Here is an 18211-nt window from a genome sequence, read left to right as displayed (position 1 = left end):
TAACAAGCAGGCTCCTACGAATGGGCGTTAATCCCCTGCCTTCCAACCATTGGTAATTGGATAGCGGCGGTCGCGACCGAACCCCCGTTCCGAAATACGCACCCCAACCGCCGCCTGGCGGCGCTTGTACTCGTTGCGGTCCACAAGCCGCACCACGCGCATTACTGTCGCCTCGTCAAAGCCCTTGGCAATGATTGCCGCGGCGCTGTGGTCAAGATCGATATACAGTCGCAGAATCTCATCAAGGATCTCGTAGGGCGGCAGGCTGTCGGAATCCACCTGATCCGGGGCCAATTCTGCGCTGGGCTCTCGGGTGATCACCGTTTCCGGGATCACTTCGGATACCGTGTTGCGGTAGCGGGACAACGCGTATACCAGAATCTTGGGCACATCCTTCAGAGCGTTGTAGCCACCGACCATATCGCCATAGAGGGTGGCGTACCCCACGGCCATCTCGCTCTTGTTACCGGTGGTCAGAACCATGTAGCCCTTCTTGTTGGAAATGGCCATCAGCAGCATACCGCGGGCTCGGGCCTGCAGGTTTTCCTCGGTAGTGTCCCGTTCACTGCCCTCAAACTCTTTGGCGAGCGCCCCCATTGCCGCATCGAAGATTCCCTCGATACCAATCACCCGGTAGTGAATGCCGAGACGCCGGGCCTGGTCCGCGGCATCGTTCCTGGATAAGTCCGAGGTGTAACGGAATGGCATCATCACCGCTTCCACTCGGTCGGGGCCAAGGGCGTCGACCGCAATCGCCAGGGTGAGAGCGGAATCAATACCCCCAGACAGCCCCAGAACCACGCCTTTGAATCCGTTCTTGTTTACATAGTCCCGCACACCGAGTACCAGGGCCTGATAGACGGAAGCGAGATCTTCCAGCGGCTCGGCGTCATTGCCCTGAACGAGACTCACATCATTGCCATGGGCCTGTACGGTAATCGGCAGCAGACTCTCAACAAACTCCGGCGCACGGCCGCGCAGGCTACCGTCCTTATCCACCGCGAAGGATCCACCATCAAACACCAGCTCGTCCTGCCCGCCCACGGAATTGACGTAGACGATCGGCATTTTGCCCGCCTGAGCCTGCCTTCCCAGTAGCGCCAGGCGCTCCGCCGCCTTGCCGCGATGATACGGGGAGGCATTGATATTGAGCATCAACTTTGCCCCGGCGCGCTCGGCCTGCGCTACCGGTTCCGGGTGCCAGATATCCTCGCAGATGGTGATTGCAGTAGGCACCCCCTTGATATCGACCACACAGGGCTGGTCGCCGGGAACGAAGTAGCGTAACTCGTCGAAAACCTGGTAATTGGGCAACTTCTGCTTGGCGTATTCGGCAACCAGCGCGCCCCCCTGGATCAGCCCAGCCATATTCAGCACGGCACCGGCCACCAAGCGGGGATAGCCGATCAATACCGCACAGGGAAGCTCGGCACTCAGTAACTTATCCAAGGCATCGTCGATACGCTTCTGCATGCTGGGCCGTAACAAGAGATCTTCCGGTGGATATCCACACAATGTCAGCTCCGGAAACAGCACCAGATCCGCGCCGTGTTCGCGGTGCGCACGGCGGGCGACCTCGACCACCTGGTCGGCATTGCCAGGAATATCCCCCACTAGCAGATTGATTTGCGCCAGGACTAGCTGCAAAGTAGACATCTTGTTACCCCGTTAAACTAAGGCGGCTATTGTAGCCGCGCAGCCTGCGCACACAATATCTGCAGGGCTCCGGGGGCCCTGGCCCCGAAACTTTGCACACGATGAGAATAAAAAGTGAGCAGCCAGCCACTCTCCGCACCTCACACAACAAATCCGAACTCCACTACCTCAGTCGCCCCGCGGGCATTGGGAGGCCCGCAATGGAACCTGCGCCAGCGCGACCTGCTGAAGATTTATGCCTGGTATCGGGTTGTCATTGGGCTGGTTCTACTGGGGTTATTTGCCTCAGGCCTTAGCCGCGGCGCGGTGGGTACCCTGCTTCCCGCACTGTACCTGAATACCGCCATCACCTATGCGGTACTTAATGTCGCCTGGCTGATATTCCTCTACCCCAGTGGCTTTCGCACCACACCGCTACGCATTGGCAGTATTCTGGGCTGCGATATCGTCGTTTTTCTTCTACTGATCCAGGCAAGTGGTGGTCTCGACTCGGGCGTCGGCTATCTACTGTTAACCACCTGCGCAGTGGGTTCTCTGCTTCTCGACCGTCGCATGGGTGCTTTCCTCGCCGCAATAACCAGTATTGCAGTCATTGCCCAACAATTGATCGGCATTCTGTACGGGCAGGCAGATACTCAGGATATTGTGTCTGCCGGCAGTCTCGGAATCCTGCTGTTCACCTGTGTCACTGCACTTCAATACCTGTCCGCACATATTCGCCTGGCAAATGAAAAAGCCGAGAAGGAGCGCCGTCAGGCGATAAGATTGCAACGCCTGACCCAGCAAATTGTGGCGCAGATGCGCACCGGGGTAATGGTATTGAATGGCCGCGGTGAAGCGGAGCTGATCAACCGTGCCGCTCAGCAACTGCTGGGGCAACAACAACTTGATGACGGCAAGCTCAGTGAGGGGTTGCTGCGAAGCCTGGGAGAAATAAAACAACAGCCGGAAGCATCGAGCGGTATTCTTCACGGAGGCGGCCACAGCGAAATACGCGCGAGTGTGACCGCGCTGGGAAACGAAGTGAGTGACAGCAGCCTGGTTTTTCTCGAGGACCATCGCAAACTGACTCAACAGGCTCAGCAATTGAAGCTCGCATCACTCGGTCGACTGACTGGGTCTATTGCTCATGAAGTACGCAACCCTCTTAGCGCAATCAGCCATGCCGCAGAACTGCTGGGTGAATCTACATCCATCTCCGACGACGACAGAAAGCTGACAGAAATCATCGGCCGACACAGCCAGCGGGTAAATCAGATCATTGAAAACGTAATGCAGCTGTCTCGGCGCCAACCCCCCAAAACGCAACGCGTCGATCTTTGCCAGTGGGTCAGGCTGTTTCTCACTGACTACCAAAGGGAGTCAAGCACCCAGTACAGAATCACCGTACGCTGCCCGGAAACACCGATTTATGCGCGATTCGACCCAAACCAAATGGCACAGGTCGCCACAAATTTGTGTAACAACGCGGTGCGACACTCCCACAGCGCAACTGGCCACTACTATGCAGAACTGATTGTCCGCTTGCACCCGGGGCGCGAACGCGCGCAGCTGGATTTTGTGGATATCGGCCCCGGTGTGGACGATGACCACAAAGACAGAATCTTTGAGCCATTTTTCACAACTGAAGCCACCGGTGCTGGACTGGGTCTGTATATTGCCAAAGAATTATGCGAATCTACTCGAGCGAACCTTTATTACTGTCGGGACCAGCAATCGCGCAGCTGCTTTCGCATTGAGTTCGCAAATGCAGAACAGATTTTTTAATAACCTCCTCATTGTCGATCGATAATAACGCTGAAGAAATATGACCGACCGTCAAGCCATCGCTCTGGTTGTGGACGACGAACCAGATATTTGTGAACTGATCTCCATGACACTGCAGCGCATGAACATCCGTACGGATGTCGCCATGTCAGTGACCGAAGCTCGCCGTCGCTTGCAGGAAAAGCAGTACGACTTCTGCCTGACCGATATGCGACTTCCCGATGGGGATGGGCTTGAGCTTGTGGAAGCAATTCACGACCGTCCCTTCGACCAGGCATTTCCGGTCGCGGTGATCACCGCACACGGCAATATGGATACCGCAATTGCAGCACTGAAACTAGGTGCCTTCGACTTTGTCAGCAAACCGCTAAACCTGGAACGTTTGCGATCTCTTGTCCAATTGGCACTGAGACTGGGTGAAGACCGCATACTGCAAAAGCAGGAGTTTCCCCCGCTGCTTCAAGGGCAATCTCCCGCGATCCAGACCCTTCGCGACGCCCTCAGTAAAGCAGCACGCAGCGATGCCCCGGTGCATCTGCGAGGTGAGCCAGGCGCAGGTAAAGAGCTGGCCGCACGCTGTATTCACGAGCTGGGGCCGAGAGCAAAAGAACCATTTATTCCTGTTCACTGCTCCAGCATCCCCACTGAATTTTTTGAACAGCTGCTATTCGGGGATGCCTCCATCGGAAAAAATGTGCAAGGTCTTCTACAGTCTGCCAATGGGGGCACGCTGTTTCTCGACGAAGTTACTGCACTTCCCAAAGAAATTCAGGTGAAGCTCCTACAGGTTATCGAAGAGAAGCGATTCCAACCGGTCGGAGGTGAAGCATCGCAGTCACTCAATATCCGCCTGATTAGCAGCAGCCAGAAAAATCTGGCCAATGAAACGCGCCGAGGGGAATTTCGCAGCGACCTGTATTTCCGCATCAATGTGGTCGAGCTGACTGCTCCCCCCCTCAGGGACCGGGCAGAAGACATTCCCTTATTGGCCCGCTACCTGTTGCGCCGACTTACCGAAAATTCACCGGGAAACCCACCTCGAGCAGGCCAGGACGCCATTGCGGCCCTACAGGAATATTCGTTCCCGGGAAATCTCCGGCAACTGGAGAATGTCTTGGAGAAGGCGCTCGCACGCTGTGAATCCAATACCATTCGAGCCGGCGACCTAGACCTGACGGCAGAGCCGCCCGTGCCGGAACCGGAGGAAATTTCTGAACACTTTGAATTATCAGCGACATCGGCCGCAGCACCGTTGCAGCCTATTTACCCCGGGCAGTTTGATACAGCGGATTGCGATACGCTTGATGATTTCCTGCAGACGATTGAGCGCGATGCGATTGAATCCGCACTCAATGAAACCCGCTGGAACAAAACCGCAGCGGCCGAAAAACTGGGAATCAGTTTCCGCTCACTGAGATACCGGTTGAAAAAATTAGGGCTCGAAAACGAATAAACCCGGCAAAAACCGGGTTTATTCGAAAAATACGGAATGTATATTACCAGCAGTCCGCCCCGTAGGACCCACTGGCATTGCGAATCCCGGTATTAGTGAGCGTAAGACTACCGCACTTGGAGTCGGCAGCCTGAGACTTCCCCACCACCGGCGCAGCGGTCAGCGTAAAGGCCGTCGCTGTCAGTGAAGTCGCGGAAATACTATACAACCCCTCCCCCGAGCTGATGCTCCCCCCGTCCAGGGTAGTCGCAACACCACAACTTGCATGGTTATAGGCGTTATAAGTGGTAAAGCAGCGCTGTAACCGTTGCGCCACATCATTCAATGTTGCCTTAGCATCCGCGCGGTTACTTTTGCGAACCGACTCCATATAGGACGGATAGGCAATTCCCGCGATTATGCCGATGATCGCAACCACGATCATCAGCTCGATCAGAGTAAAACCCTTGTGTTTTTTCATTATCACTATCTCTTCTATAACTGATTAACGCAGCTGGCGCCAAGACATCCGGCCTACCGCTTCGGAGGGAAACTGACCTTCCGTCACTTCAAGTTCGCCCTTGATATTACTGGTTGGCAGATAGGCTTTTTCACCGGAGCGAATCACTTCTGAGTAACTGACTACCGCGTAGTCTACCTCGATACCATCTTCCCCGAAGATGGTGTGCCCCTCAAACCGGTCCCCCACGGCGACCAGCTCCATCAACCAACCACTACCCCCGAAAGAGCAGGGGTCTGACGACGTGATCATAGTAGGGAACAGTAGTCGATCATAAATCAGTAACGGCTTGCTGATAATACGCTCCCCTGTCACGCCCCCGCCGGAAGTGAAGTCGAGATACCAGCCTTTTTTATCTGCCCACCAGTCGGTGGCCGCGTTGCCATCTACTTCGCGACGCCCTTCTGTTTCTACAGAGATTGTTTTGGCAAACAGCTGATCCCGACCGGTCACTTCAGCCCCGGTGTCGGCAATAGCGTAGAAGCTGTTGATGGTGGACCCAGCGTCATTGTCTCCACTGGAGAGGTAACTTCCGGTACCAAAGTACACCATCACCGCATTATTCATTTTGGCATTGAGGCCCAACGTTGGCGCTGCGGTTATCGGCTGTACCGCACCATTGGGGTCTACAGCGGTAAACAGCGGATCGTTTTTATAGGCGAGCCCCCACTTGTTCCCTGATAAGTCAAACGCCCACATATTACCGAGAAGATCACCAGCATAGGCCGCAACAATTTCACCCGCACCATTTGGCAGCAGCGATGGCCCGGCCAGTCCGTTGCCCCCTGAATTTCCCGTATCAATCACAACGGTATCGCCAGTAGGATCGTCAAGGCTTATAGCAAACAAATGGGCCTTCTCCTCTTCGGAGTTATAGCCATTCCCGAAAAACACACGCCAACCGTCGTTGGTTGGGGCGATTATCGGCTCACTAGTGATATTTCCGAGTTTCTCCCAATCTCCGGAATACAAAGTTTCATCGGTAAAGTCGAACAGCACATCATTCTCATCAAATCCATCCGGATTGGTGATATCCAAGGCAAACAACCCTCGTCCACCAGCCCCGAGGGTGCCAACCAAGATATTTTTCCAGCTACCGTTTACATAGGCGTCCCCAACAAACAGAGGACCATCCACATTAAATTCATGCGGGTTATTTGTAGTACCGTAGTCTGGAGAGGAAAGCTTACGTAGCTGGTCATAAACACCCGCAGGCACATAAGCAAATAACTCTTGCCCAGTGGAAGCATCAAACGCGTGCAACATCCCATCGTTCGCACTTACATAAAGTACTTCACGACGGTTTTGCTTATAGTTGGTGTAGTAGCTTTCGTACTGATGACCACCCAGCGCATCCGATAGCAGATGGAAATTATGCTTCTTCCGACCTGCAAATACCGGACTTGAGTTAACAATATCCCCTAATAACACGGTTCTATCCCTGTAACCAGCGACATCGGCACCGCGGGCCCAAGCGAGCCGTTCCATACCTTCTACAGCTGAATCACTACCTATCAGAGCAGCCTTCTGTGCGTCACTAATACCACCATCTCCAGGAGAAACGCCCCAGGTAAACACCGCTCCGTCGCTACCATTATGGGTATAGATATCCCGCGCCGCCGCGCTGGCAAACTTGGAGTCATCGGATTGCCATTTGACAGCCCCAACGCTGCCATCGCTATTCAGGTTGAGAGCTTTCAGCTCACCACTCCAATCGGCACTATTGAATAGAGCCTGGTAAATGACCGTGTCCGTCCCTAAACGAGTCGAATTCGTTGCAACAGACGAAGCCGAACCAGCACTAGCCGCAACTTTTTCAAGTGCCCGACTCAAACTTTCTTCAAGCTCGGAAGGATCGATAGCATAAAAATAGGTTTCCGGTTCAGATGCTGCGATCTCCACGCTACTAGGAGCCGTGCCGTCCTCATTATCACTGTAGCCACCCCACTTGGCGGCATAATAAAGTGGAGACTCCAGTGCGCTCGCGGTTGATGAGCCAATTGAATACGTAGCTTTTGTCGCTGAATCACTGACTTTGCAATTATTACAACCGTAGCTATTAAATCCATTGATACCAGAATGCGCATGAAAGCCATCGTTGGTCGTACCACTAATAATATAGCCGAAACCCATTTTGAAATTTGTGGAAGTGGACTCTGCTACAACATCAGTTGTAATGGCAATCTGATTCCCCACCACTGCGTAATCGATAACCCCCCACATATCTTGGTCGAAGTCACCACCCTGCTCACTATCCTCCCAGTTGACGTACAATTTGCCACTAGACCCATCAGTAGATTGACTTACGATTTTAAAATCTACAATCGCACAATTGGTTTTATCACCATTGTTATTATGGTTTCGACAGGCAGGAAGAATGGTGACCGTTTTACCGGCCACACCAGGAACGGGAATATCAACTTTCGGAACAGCTGGGGCTAGCGCAACACCGTAAGTAGTGACATTTTGAGTTCCCTGCAAATTAGGAAGCAGATCATTCTTCCTAGCATAGTAGGCCATACCCGCGATGTTGTAGGTACCCTCCAGGCGCGGCGCATCAGGACAAGTCCCGGTGACATCGGAAAGTGCAGTTACCGTTTTCGCAGTACAAAGCTGATCTTTATCATTCCCATGGGTTCCGACAAAGTAGTCCTTTCCATAGAGGTTTTCCAAGGACCCAACTTCGTTAGTCATTGCATCAATATCAATGCCTAACTGATTAGAGGTTTCGCCATCGTACGAGCTCGTTGAGGCATTAAACTGGATGACACTGGTAGCCGCGCAGTAATTTTTACTACCTATGGGTGACTCCCATGCTTCTGACTTGAGGCCACTAATTTTGTCATCGCCAGATACGTTATTCTGCGCATTTTTCCCTGCAAGGTAATGCAATGACTCTAGGAAGATCTCAGACTGGGGATTACCCCAGTTACTACATTGCCCATTATTGAAACTATCCTGACCCCAATCGCAGTCATCGGCACCGCCACCCCCTCGGTATGTGCCGTCATTACCACCGCCACCTGCGTACCGATAGCCATAAATTCGTAGCTTATCGATAGCACCCACGATTCCAGTCACACTTTTGAACGTGCCATCAGATTCCACGTTAATTTCATCGGACAGGTTTCCGACATTCTTTCGCAAGACACCGCCCGACTTGTTCTTACTGTAAGAGCCCGTCATCAAACCAAACAGAATCTCGCCCCTCTCACCATATTTTTGCAAAAGCCCAGATGGCTTACTATTACCATCTGGATACGAGCGACAGTTATCCTCTAGCAAACCTGCCTTACACACTTCCACTCGGGCAAAATAGGTGCTCCCCTTGCTTTTGGAGGGGCTAGAGGAGTATGCCGGGATACCACTGATTGTTTCCGAATTTCCATTCTTTCCATTATTGCCGGATACACTCTCATCCCAACGGCACTGCCAGCGCTCATTACTGGCCCAGAGAGAATAATTGCCCTGCACAACTCGTATTTCGGGTGCGTCAGTATTACCTTGTGAGAAATTCGAGCTTGATTTAGATCTAGGCGTTGTATTACAGAATGTAATACCTGATGTTTTAGAGGCAACTCCGCCGCTAAATCCTTTCGGGGTTAGTTTGTTGATATCTGCCCCGTTGTAGTACTTGGCAAACGAATGGGCATCGTGCGGCAAGTACGCACGCTCCAGCACGGTAGAGCCACTGCTATCTGTAGAGCGGTAACCTCCGTACAAAATTTTGCGAACGGCATCCATTCGCGTCATGGTTGCCCAGTTGAGGAAATTACCACTCCACTGCCCGTCGACAGAGTCACAATAATAATTAGCGGTAACGGCCTTGGGGACAAACCTGCCGGACTCATAGTTGTAGCACTTATTACTGTCAAAATAGCCATAGTACTCGTAGTCATTCATGTAAGTGGTGTCTGCCACCCCGTCCTTATCCAGGTCGGTATAATCATCGTAGGCTTTAAAATAAAGCTGATGATCGTTCGACATATTGAGCATTACGATCGGCTTGACGGGCTGGGCGAGAAACAGTGGTGACTGCGCTAGTTCGAGCGATTGCACCGCATGAGTGAACCCCAGCGCCAGTAACGCCACTCCAGCATTCAGGCAGAGTTTTGCTTTTATTTTCTGTAGCAACATATTCATTTCCTAAATTTTTGCGGCGTTAGCGTTTATAAGTAGACTGGAGAATTACCACCGCGTCTGCAGTACCACCTTCGGCGCGACTGGTTACCCGATAGAATACGGTGTCTTCCGTCTTGAGCGAGCTGGCAAAATCAATCGCACTGCCATCCGCCGCATTTATGGTTGCCGTAGTGGTCACTTCTTCGATGACATATTGCGGCTGACTGGCGACCATTTTCACTCCCAGATTTGTCCGAATTGACCCCGCATCCCAGCCGTAGGTATCCCAGAACCCGGTACTGGTTGAACCATCGATCGCCTGCACCAGCCCCACGCTAGTCCCATCAAACGCCGGGATGGTAGCCCCCGTCAGTACGGACTCACCCTCCCGCAAACCAGCTTCGGCAGATTGAAATGCCAAGTTGCGATCACGCATATTACCCGCCATCAGTTCCTGCATACCGCTACCGCGAATTGCAGCCATACCGACCAGGGTCATCAGCAGCACCATTATGAGGCCAACGATCAGGGTCATACCCTGTTGCCCTTGAATGGATTTAAAGTTGGATAAGCTGTTGTTCATGTCTATCCCAGTGCTCCAGTTTTCTATCAGGGCAGGCGGCTGCGAATACCGATGGTATTGATAAATACCTGACGCAGGCGACGATCACCTGGTGCGCTATTGACCACACCGTTGAAGGTATATGGCTGCTCTTCCTGCAACAGGTTGTCTTCGGTGCTCTGTATGAGAAGCTGAACACGCACGCCGGATACTTCTTCCCAGTCTGCTACTGCGGTGGCTGTACTGTAACTATCTGGTACACCATCACCATCCGTATCCTCTCCGTAGGTCAACTGCATATCCTCCACGCCTTCGAGCAATTCGATTGGCGTACCGCCATTGATCTGCTGCCACAATCCCGGCTGACCACTAACGTCGCTGTTGCGGATATAGTAAACGGTGGTATTCATCTTGATAATTTCGGAGTCTGTGCCGAAGTTTTCGTCCGGGTTACTGCTCCCTCCCCAGGAAGATACTGCGTTGCCAGGTGTGACATTGGCATTGGAGTGAGCGATGTTCACTTCCAGACCACCATTGGTCGACTGCAGGTTGGTTGCCTGAAAAACGCGCGCTTTGGAGCAATCGGAGACCACCAGGATATCCTCCTCACACAAGCCGCTGAAACTATCCAGTCCGCTAGGACAACTGGCGGTAACACCGGTATTTTCAACAAACAGCTGCGCCCCATTATTGTTCTGGGTGACGTCGACACCATTGCCATTTGCACCCCGCACCACCAGAACGTCGGTTCCGGCAACGATATTCGCCGGATATCCGGTCACTGCCGCACTATAGTTATCGGCCCCCTCGATACCGACCTCAAAGTTGTATTCAAGGTCAGAGGCCTGTTTCAGCGTATTGGTAAAATTCATATTCCGGCTCATACACCCCATATAGCCGGCCATGCGAATATCCTCCGCAAGAAACTCCATCGCCAGACGCCCACTTTCCTGCACCCGTGCCAGAGCCTGCTGAGTAGAAAACGTCGTACGACTGGACAGGAATAGCTGGACAACGCCGGTCATCAAAATCAGGCCGATGGTGATGGAGATCATCAATTCGACCAAAGAGATACCTTTCTGACTGTGCATTTTTCTCAATATCACTCTCTCGTCCTCACAGCCGGGTGGTGTAAACAAATTCACTTTCGTCTTCGCTGGCATCGCCGGAACTGTTTTGTTCGGCCCACTGAATCGTCACGGTACAGAAACTGGTTGCCGCAACACACTCAATACCACCATCCGCTCCGGGTAGCATGGTTTCAATATTGGTAAGCCATTCGTTCATATCCGTTTGTGCCAGAGTCGACCCAGTGGGCTTGGCGTCGTCCACCCCGAGGGAGTAGTTGGCGACGTTCGCGCGATTGATTCGCACACGGTCGAGAATATCGTAGGCAAGAATATTGGCCTGGGAGCGAAGGTATGCACTGTGGTTGTACTGCAGGGACTTACTCTGCAAAGCGGCAAGGGCGAGCAATGAAGTTCCGAGAATCAACACCGTGACCAGCACCTCGATCAAGCCAGCACCCTGTTGAGGATTCAATCTATATTGCTTCATTCGGGATTTTCCTACTCAAGAGCAGCCGCTGCTGCTACGGGTCATATTCAACATACCTGCGGGCCCGACGGTAACCTGCCGCGCACTATTGCTGCTGCAACCACTGAAGCTGGCGTTCAGGGTTACCGCACCATTCGCCGAGCGCCCAAGTGTCCCCTTACGAGTAAAACGCACAAAGGTCGGTGTCGCCCCTCCCTGACTGGCGGTGAGCGATGCATTGTTGTCTGGCGCCTCCCAGAATCGCAGCACCGCGTTCGCATTGGCCACTACTGGAGCCGCTGCATCATCAGTTGCAGCGGTATCCAGCACCACTATCCAGTTATCTGTCCACGCCCCATTACAAGCACTTCCATCAGTGCTTCCGCATAGAGTTACCCTGGTGCTACGCTTTACCGCCTCACTACGGGCATAGTTAAGCGCGCTGGCCAACTCTTCTCCGAGAGAGAGTGAGCGGTTGTTTTGGATCATGGTGTTGAAATTCGGTACGGCGATCGCAACGATAACGGCCAGAACCGCCAAGGTGATCATCAACTCAATCAGGGTCAATCCCCGCTGTCTAAATCCCATTGTGCTCGAACTCCCCAATACCTGTGTGATCATCAATAGGTGAAGTGTTTATTTTTTAGTCGCCACGGACACTATTCCGACAAAGATCAGAAACTGGTACGTATGCACCTCGAATACTGGCGCAGATTCTATCTTATTGACTAAAAGCGAACTGCTTGCCATGGATACAAAGATGGCGCGATGTTAATTTTTTGAGCACCCTATCACGCCGGAGTAGACACCCAGAGCGACACCCGATAAACGGCAATACTTGAGGAGCAAACGGCGGCCAGGATGGCCCCCGACTCCAACCAGAGCAATTCAAGGAGGAATTGTGAACGCGCGCGGTCTCACTTTAATTGAGCTATTGATCACACTTAGTATTCTCGCGATTTTACTCGCCATCGCTATCCCCAGCTTCCAGCAGCAAATAGAATCCAGCCGCACCCGAAGTGCTGCCGATACACTACTGCAAGCAATTCAACTTACACGAAGTAAAGCGGTAGCCACCAATCGCCGTGCCACCTTGCGAAGACTCGGTGACTGGCAGAGCGGATGGGAGGTATTTTACGATCAGGACTTCGACGGTGTGCGGGATACCGGTGAAGAACAGATCACCATCGGCGGCGCACTGACCGGCGTGACAGTCACTGCCAATGGCCCACTTACCAACTATGTCTCATTTACAGGATCAGGGGAGAGTCGCTATGCCGGCACGGCAAGCGGAGGTGGATTTCAAGCCGGTACGCTAACAGTCTGCCCCGCAACGGGTGGAAAGGGTTACCGGCTTATCTTGTCCCGTGGCGGACGGGTCCGAGTGGAAACCCTCGATGATACAGACTGCTAAATCGCGAAATGGTGAGCTAAATTCGCAACTCTTTCGGCAAACTGAAGCTGATATTCTCCGGGGTGCCCTGCACTTCATTCGGCGCTTCCGCACCCAGCTCCCGCAGCTTCTGAATGACCTGTTCTACCAACACTTCCGGCGCTGAGGCGCCGGCAGTGATTCCAACGGTCTTCTTACCCTCAAGCCAGCTCGCATTAATGCAATCCGACCCATCTATCAGGTATGACTCGCTGCCACAGCGCTCCGCCAGCTCACGCAGGCGGTTGGAATTGGAGCTGTTGGGGCTTCCGACAACGAGTACTAGGTCGCACTCTAGCGCCAACTGTTTTACCGCATCCTGACGATTCTGAGTGGCGTAGCAGATATCGTCTTTGCGCGGTCCGCGAATATTGGGAAACTTTGCGCGCAGGGCGTCGATCACTCGCGAGGTATCATCCACAGACAGCGTCGTCTGAGTGACAAAGGTCAGGTTGTCCGGATCTTTAACTTCCAGCTCAGCAACATCCTGCTCATCTTCCACCAGATAGATGGCGCCACCATTGCTGGTATCGTACTGGCCCATGGTGCCTTCCACTTCTGGGTGGCCTTCATGGCCAATGAGAATGCACTCACTGCCATCGCTGCTGAATTTGCTTACCTCCATATGCACCTTGGTCACCAGGGGACAGGTAGCATCGAAGACTTTCAGACCGCGGTTGCTGGCTTCCTGCTGCACTGCCTTGGACACGCCGTGGGCACTGAAGATGACAATGACATCATCCGGCACTTCATCCAGTTCATCCACAAACACCGCACCGCGCTCGCGCAGCGTGTCCACCACGAACTTGTTGTGGACCACTTCGTGACGCACGTAGATAGGTGCACCGAATACATCGAGGGCGCGATTGACGATATCGATCGCGCGGTCGACACCGGCGCAGAAGCCACGGGGATTGGCGAGACGAATTTGCATAACGGTTTCCGGGTTTCGGTGGATGCGCTGCGCTTATCCACCCTACATGTAAGCCCTGCCAGTTAGTTGACCGAGGCCACTTCGAGAATTTTTACGTGGAAAAATACGGTCTGCCCGGCGAGAGGATGATTAAAGTCCACCTCCACATCGTCTTCGCCGATATTCCGGATAACGCCGGGAAGCTCGCCATCGCCGTTATCGAAAGACACAACCAACCCTTCTTCCAGTTCCATATCCGGCGAAAAATGTCCTTTTTTCACTTTCTGGATATTGGAGGGATTGCGCTGGCCAAAACCCGCCTCCGGGGGAATTTCAATTTCCGCCTCGTCACCGGCCTTAAGGCCGAATAGGGACTGTTCGAATCCCGGCAGCAGGTTGCCATCGCCGACGATAAAGGTGGCCGGATCCCCTTCAAAGTTGGAGTCGATCTCGGAGCCATCGTCCAGCTTAAGGGCGAAGTGCAGAGTTACCCGACTGTGCTCACCGATTACATTATTGCTCATGGAACTTCTCTAATTTTTTACACTTCTGCGCTGCTTTTGCCCGGCTCTTCGCTCTTGTCTTTAAAGAACAGCAGTTCAATCACAAGCATCGCAGCGCCGACGGAGATGGTCATATCCGCCACATTAAATACGGGAAAATGCCAGTCGCCGTAATAGACGGAAATAAAATCACGCACATAACCCAGCAGCATTCGATCCCACAGGTTGCCGAGGGCGCCGCCGAGAATCAGTGCCAACGCTGTCGGTTCCCAGCGCCTGGCCAACGGCAGGCGCGTGATCCACACAATGACCACCGCACTGAAAATCAGCGCCACAGCCCCAAAAAACCAGCGTTGCCAGCCACCCGCATCCGCGAGAAAACTGAACGCGGCACCGTAGTTTTCCGCGTAGGTAAACTGCAACAGGCCGGGAATGATCTGCATCGCAGGCCCGTACATAAAGCGCTCTACCGCCCACACCTTGGTGGCGATATCGATAATGATCACCACCAGCGCCAACAGGTACCAGCGCCAGGGAGTCGACAGCACCTTAAGCATAATGACGCACCTCGCCATCACCACTGACGTTTTCCACACAGCGACCACATAGTTCCGGATGCTCGCTGTTGCTGCCCACGTCTTCACGGTAATGCCAGCAGCGGCCGCACTTGGGTGCGTCTACTTTGTGCACCGCAACGCGCAGCCCAGGCAGTTCGGTTTCCTCTGCGCCGGCGGCATCGGACAGCGGCTGCACGGAAGTGGAAGAGCAGATCAGTACGAAACGTAGCTCGTCCTTCAGCGCATCCAGTTTTTGCTGCAACCCGGGGTCGGCAAACAGGGTGACGGACGCTTGCAGAGAGCCGCCAATATTGCCGGCGCCGCGCTGCTCTTCCAGCACTTTATTTACCGCGGTTTTCACATCAGAGATGGCATCCCAGAATTCACTGTCCATTTCCGCGTTTTGCGGCAGGGCCGGGAACTCGTGCCACTCGGCCAACAGTACGCTATCTTCTTTCCTACCCGGCACGAATTGCCATAACTCTTCGGCGGTGAAGCTGAGGATCGGTGCAACCCAGCGTACGAAAGCGTGCACAATGTGATAGAGCGCAGTCTGCGCGGAGCGACGCGCAACGCTGTCCGCCTGGGTGGTGTACTGGCGGTCCTTGATGATATCCAGGTAGAAACCACCCATTTCCACCACACAGAAGTTGTGCAGTTTCTGATAGATCTGGTGGAACTGGTAGCGATCGTAGGCCGCAACAATTTCTTCCTGCAGTTTGGCCGCCTGCTCGATGGCCCAGCGGTCCAGCGCCAGCAGTTCGTCTACCGGCAACAGGTCTTTGGCGGGATCGAAACCGGCCAGGTTGGACAGGAAGAAACGCGCCGTGTTGCGCAGGCGACGGTAGGAATCCGCGGTGCGCTTCAGGATCTCGTCGGATACCGCCATCTCACCACTGAAATCGGTGGCGGATACCCATAAGCGCAACACATCCGCGCCCAGTTTATTGATCACGTCCTGGGGCGCCACGGTGTTACCGATGGATTTGGACATCTTGCGCCCCTGGGCGTCCACGGTAAAACCGTGGGTCAGGACCTGCTTGTAGGGCGCGCAGTCGTTGATGGCGATGGAGGTTTTCAGAGAGGACTGGAACCAGCCGCGATGCTGGTCGGAGCCTTCCAGGTACAGGTCCGCAGGGAAGCGCAGACCCTCGCGACGTTTCAGCACCGCGTGGTGGGTCACACCGGAATCAAACCACACGTCGAGGGTATCGGTGACTTTCTGGTAGTTGTCCGCATCATCGCCCAGCAGCTCTTTGGCGTCCAGTTCAAACCAGACATCCATGCCGCCCTGCTCGACTTTCTGTGCGACCTTTTCCATTAGCGCCGGGGTATCCGGGTGGATTTCCTGAGTCTCTTTGTGGACGAACAGTGCGATGGGCACACCCCAGGTGCGCTGACGGGAGATACACCAGTCCGGGCTGGCATCCAGCATGGAATCGATACGGGCCTTGCCCCAACCTGGGATCCACTGCACTTCGTCCGCGGCCTTTTGCGCGTGTTCCAGCAGATCGTTCTGCTGCATGCTCACAAACCACTGGGGCGTGGCGCGGTAGATCAGCGGCGTTTTGGTACGCCAGCAGTGCGGGTAGCTGTGCACCAGTTTGTCTTCATGCAGCAGCACGTCTTTTTCTTTTAGCAGCTCGACAATTTTGCCGTCCACCTTGTACACGTGCTCGCCGGCGAATACCGGTACGTTATCCCGAAACAGACCGTTGTCATCGACATAGTTCAGGGTCTCGATGCCGTAGCGCTTGCCCACGTTGAAGTCATCGGGGCCGTGGTCCGGCGCGGTGTGTACACAGCCGGTACCGGCGTCGGTGGTAACGTGGTCGCCGAGGATAATCGGCAGCTGCTTGTCGTAGAATGGGTGATTAACCTTCAGGTGCTCCAGCGCAGCGCCTTGGATACGACCGACGACGTCGCCGCTTAACCCAGCCGCTTCTAACACCGCATCTTTCAACGCTGCGGCGACCAATAGACGCTCTTCGCCCACCTGCACCACAACGTACTCCAGGTCCGCATTGACAGAAACCGCCTGGGAGGACGGCAGGGTCCAGGGAGTAGTGGTCCAGATCACCACCGACAGCTTACCGTCGCCCGCGTGACCGCCTGCCGCATCGGCGATCGCCAGCGCGGTCTCAGCGGTAGCCGGGTATTTCACATAGATGGAAAAGGAAGTCTTGTCCTGGTACTCCACTTCCGCTTCCGCCAGCGCGGAGCCGCCCACCACGCTCCAGTAAACCGGCTTGAAGCCGCGAGACAGGTGACCATTTTTCACCACGCCGCCGAGGGCGCGGATGATGTCCGCTTCGAACTGGAAGTCCATGGTGCGGTAGGGGTTGTCCCATTCGCCGAACACGCCCAGACGGATAAAGTCTTTCTTCTGACCCTCCACCTGTTTGGCAGCGTATTCGCGACACTTCTGGCGGAAGGTTTTGTGGTCCACCTTGACGCCGGCCTTGCCAACTTTCTGCTCCACTTTGTGTTCGATGGGCAGGCCGTGACAGTCCCAGCCGGGCACGTAAGGGGCATCGAAGCCGCTGAGGGTTTTCGATTTGACGATGATGTCTTTGAGGATCTTGTTGACCGAGTGACCGATATGGATATCCCCGTTGGCGTAGGGAGGACCATCGTGCAGAATAAATTGTTCACGACCCGCGCGAGCCTCACGAATTTTTTCGTAAAGCTTTCCTTCCTGCCATTTTTTCAGAATCTCCGGTTCCCGATTGGGCAGGTTGCCGCGCATGGGGAAGTCGGTTTGAGGAAGATTCAGGGTCGCTTTGTAGTCGGTCATTGGCTATCTACTTCGGTTGTAGCTCGGGAGTAATTCACTTCTAACGCCTCCACATACCTCGCTCGCGAATCACACTTACGAAGTACTGGGCTTAAAACTTAAGCTGGAGTGCTGGGGATCAGGTTTCAAAACCGTCGGTGACAAGGATGTCACCGACGGAGCGTACATGGATGTACTCGCAGCGATTTTGAAACCTGATAGCCAGTGCTCCGGCGCCACTCGAGGGAAACAGAGCTCCGATGGTACCTCCGGGGCTCCGTTAAACTCGCTCGGTGGCGGCAAGGCACCGGGGACGAGTTTTCAGGACCGCTGTGAACCCATCCCTGGGCGCTGCGGCGCAAACTTCCTGTTCGCGACGTTCCTGAAAACTCGTCCCCGGCACCTTACCTTCGCATCACGCATCAATACTACGAA

The 18211-nt window shown here is 54.0% G+C and carries 14 protein-coding genes; 3 read left to right on the top strand and 11 right to left on the bottom strand.

What is annotated here, in order from left to right; genetic code table 11:
• Positions 1 to 27: 27 nt before the first annotated feature.
• A complete protein-coding gene (locus tag AU11_RS17240) occupies positions 28 to 1656 on the bottom strand; it encodes an NAD+ synthase (RefSeq protein WP_043320868.1) in 1629 nt (542 codons plus the stop codon).
• Positions 1657 to 1770: 114 nt separating this feature from the next.
• On the opposite strand from AU11_RS17240, the gene AU11_RS17235 reads away from it, so the two are divergent.
• A complete protein-coding gene (locus tag AU11_RS17235; protein ID WP_081848223.1) occupies positions 1771 to 3423 on the top strand; it encodes a PAS domain-containing sensor histidine kinase in 1653 nt (550 codons plus the stop codon).
• Positions 3424 to 3463: 40 nt separating this feature from the next.
• Positions 3464 to 4876: a sigma-54 dependent transcriptional regulator gene (locus AU11_RS17230; RefSeq protein ID WP_043320866.1), complete on the top strand. Its 1413-nt coding sequence runs from the start codon at positions 3464 to 3466 to the stop codon at positions 4874 to 4876.
• A 43-nt stretch (positions 4877 to 4919) separates the two neighbouring features.
• Here the strand turns inward: AU11_RS17230 and AU11_RS17225 are convergent, their stop codons facing one another.
• From AU11_RS17225 to AU11_RS17915, 6 genes are read right to left on the bottom strand one after another with little or no spacing between them, the layout of a single operon-like run.
• On the bottom strand, positions 4920 to 5336 hold the full coding sequence (locus AU11_RS17225) for a type IV pilin protein (protein WP_051687412.1): 417 nt from the start codon (positions 5334 to 5336) through the stop codon (positions 4920 to 4922).
• 24 nt (positions 5337 to 5360) lie between these two features.
• Entirely contained in the window at positions 5361 to 9512 is a 4152-nt protein-coding gene (locus AU11_RS17220; protein ID WP_197023894.1) for a pilus assembly protein, read from the bottom strand.
• A gap of 25 nt (positions 9513 to 9537) precedes the next feature.
• A complete protein-coding gene (locus AU11_RS17215) occupies positions 9538 to 10080 on the bottom strand; it encodes a PilX N-terminal domain-containing pilus assembly protein (RefSeq protein WP_051687411.1) in 543 nt (180 codons plus the stop codon).
• Positions 10081 to 10106: 26 nt separating this feature from the next.
• Positions 10107 to 11150: a PilW family protein gene (locus AU11_RS17210; RefSeq protein ID WP_043320861.1), complete on the bottom strand. Its 1044-nt coding sequence runs from the start codon at positions 11148 to 11150 to the stop codon at positions 10107 to 10109.
• 25 nt (positions 11151 to 11175) lie between these two features.
• On the bottom strand, positions 11176 to 11616 hold the full coding sequence (gene pilV, locus AU11_RS17205) for a type IV pilus modification protein PilV (protein WP_043320859.1): 441 nt from the start codon (positions 11614 to 11616) through the stop codon (positions 11176 to 11178).
• Positions 11617 to 11631: 15 nt separating this feature from the next.
• Positions 11632 to 12183 carry a GspH/FimT family pseudopilin gene (locus AU11_RS17915; protein ID WP_197023893.1) on the bottom strand — a complete coding sequence of 184 codons (552 nt, stop codon included), beginning with the start codon at positions 12181 to 12183 and terminating at the stop codon, positions 11632 to 11634.
• A gap of 313 nt (positions 12184 to 12496) precedes the next feature.
• Here AU11_RS17915 and AU11_RS17195 point away from each other — a divergent pair, with 313 nt between their 5' ends.
• A complete protein-coding gene (locus AU11_RS17195) occupies positions 12497 to 13009 on the top strand; it encodes a GspH/FimT family protein (protein WP_051687409.1) in 513 nt (170 codons plus the stop codon).
• A 16-nt stretch (positions 13010 to 13025) separates the two neighbouring features.
• On the opposite strand, the gene ispH is transcribed toward AU11_RS17195, so the two are convergent.
• The 4 genes from ispH to ileS form a co-directional block, all read right to left on the bottom strand.
• Positions 13026 to 13961: a 4-hydroxy-3-methylbut-2-enyl diphosphate reductase gene (ispH, locus tag AU11_RS17190; protein WP_043320858.1), complete on the bottom strand. Its 936-nt coding sequence runs from the start codon at positions 13959 to 13961 to the stop codon at positions 13026 to 13028.
• Positions 13962 to 14023: 62 nt separating this feature from the next.
• Complete coding sequence (locus tag AU11_RS17185) at positions 14024 to 14464, bottom strand: peptidylprolyl isomerase (RefSeq protein WP_043320856.1); 441 nt, start codon at positions 14462 to 14464, stop codon at positions 14024 to 14026.
• A gap of 17 nt (positions 14465 to 14481) precedes the next feature.
• Positions 14482 to 15000 carry a signal peptidase II gene (lspA, locus tag AU11_RS17180; RefSeq protein ID WP_043320855.1) on the bottom strand — a complete coding sequence of 173 codons (519 nt, stop codon included), beginning with the start codon at positions 14998 to 15000 and terminating at the stop codon, positions 14482 to 14484.
• Complete coding sequence (ileS, locus tag AU11_RS17175; protein WP_043320853.1) at positions 14993 to 17797, bottom strand: isoleucine--tRNA ligase; 2805 nt, start codon at positions 17795 to 17797, stop codon at positions 14993 to 14995. Before ileS ends, lspA begins: the two co-directional genes overlap by 8 nt.
• Between the last annotated feature and the right edge of the window lie 414 nt (positions 17798 to 18211).

The organism is Microbulbifer sp. HZ11, assembly GCF_000708675.1.
Classification (GTDB): Bacteria; Pseudomonadota; Gammaproteobacteria; order Pseudomonadales; family Cellvibrionaceae; genus Microbulbifer.
Note: the sequence above shows the minus strand (reverse complement) of the source record. Positions and strands in the feature narration are given on the sequence as shown.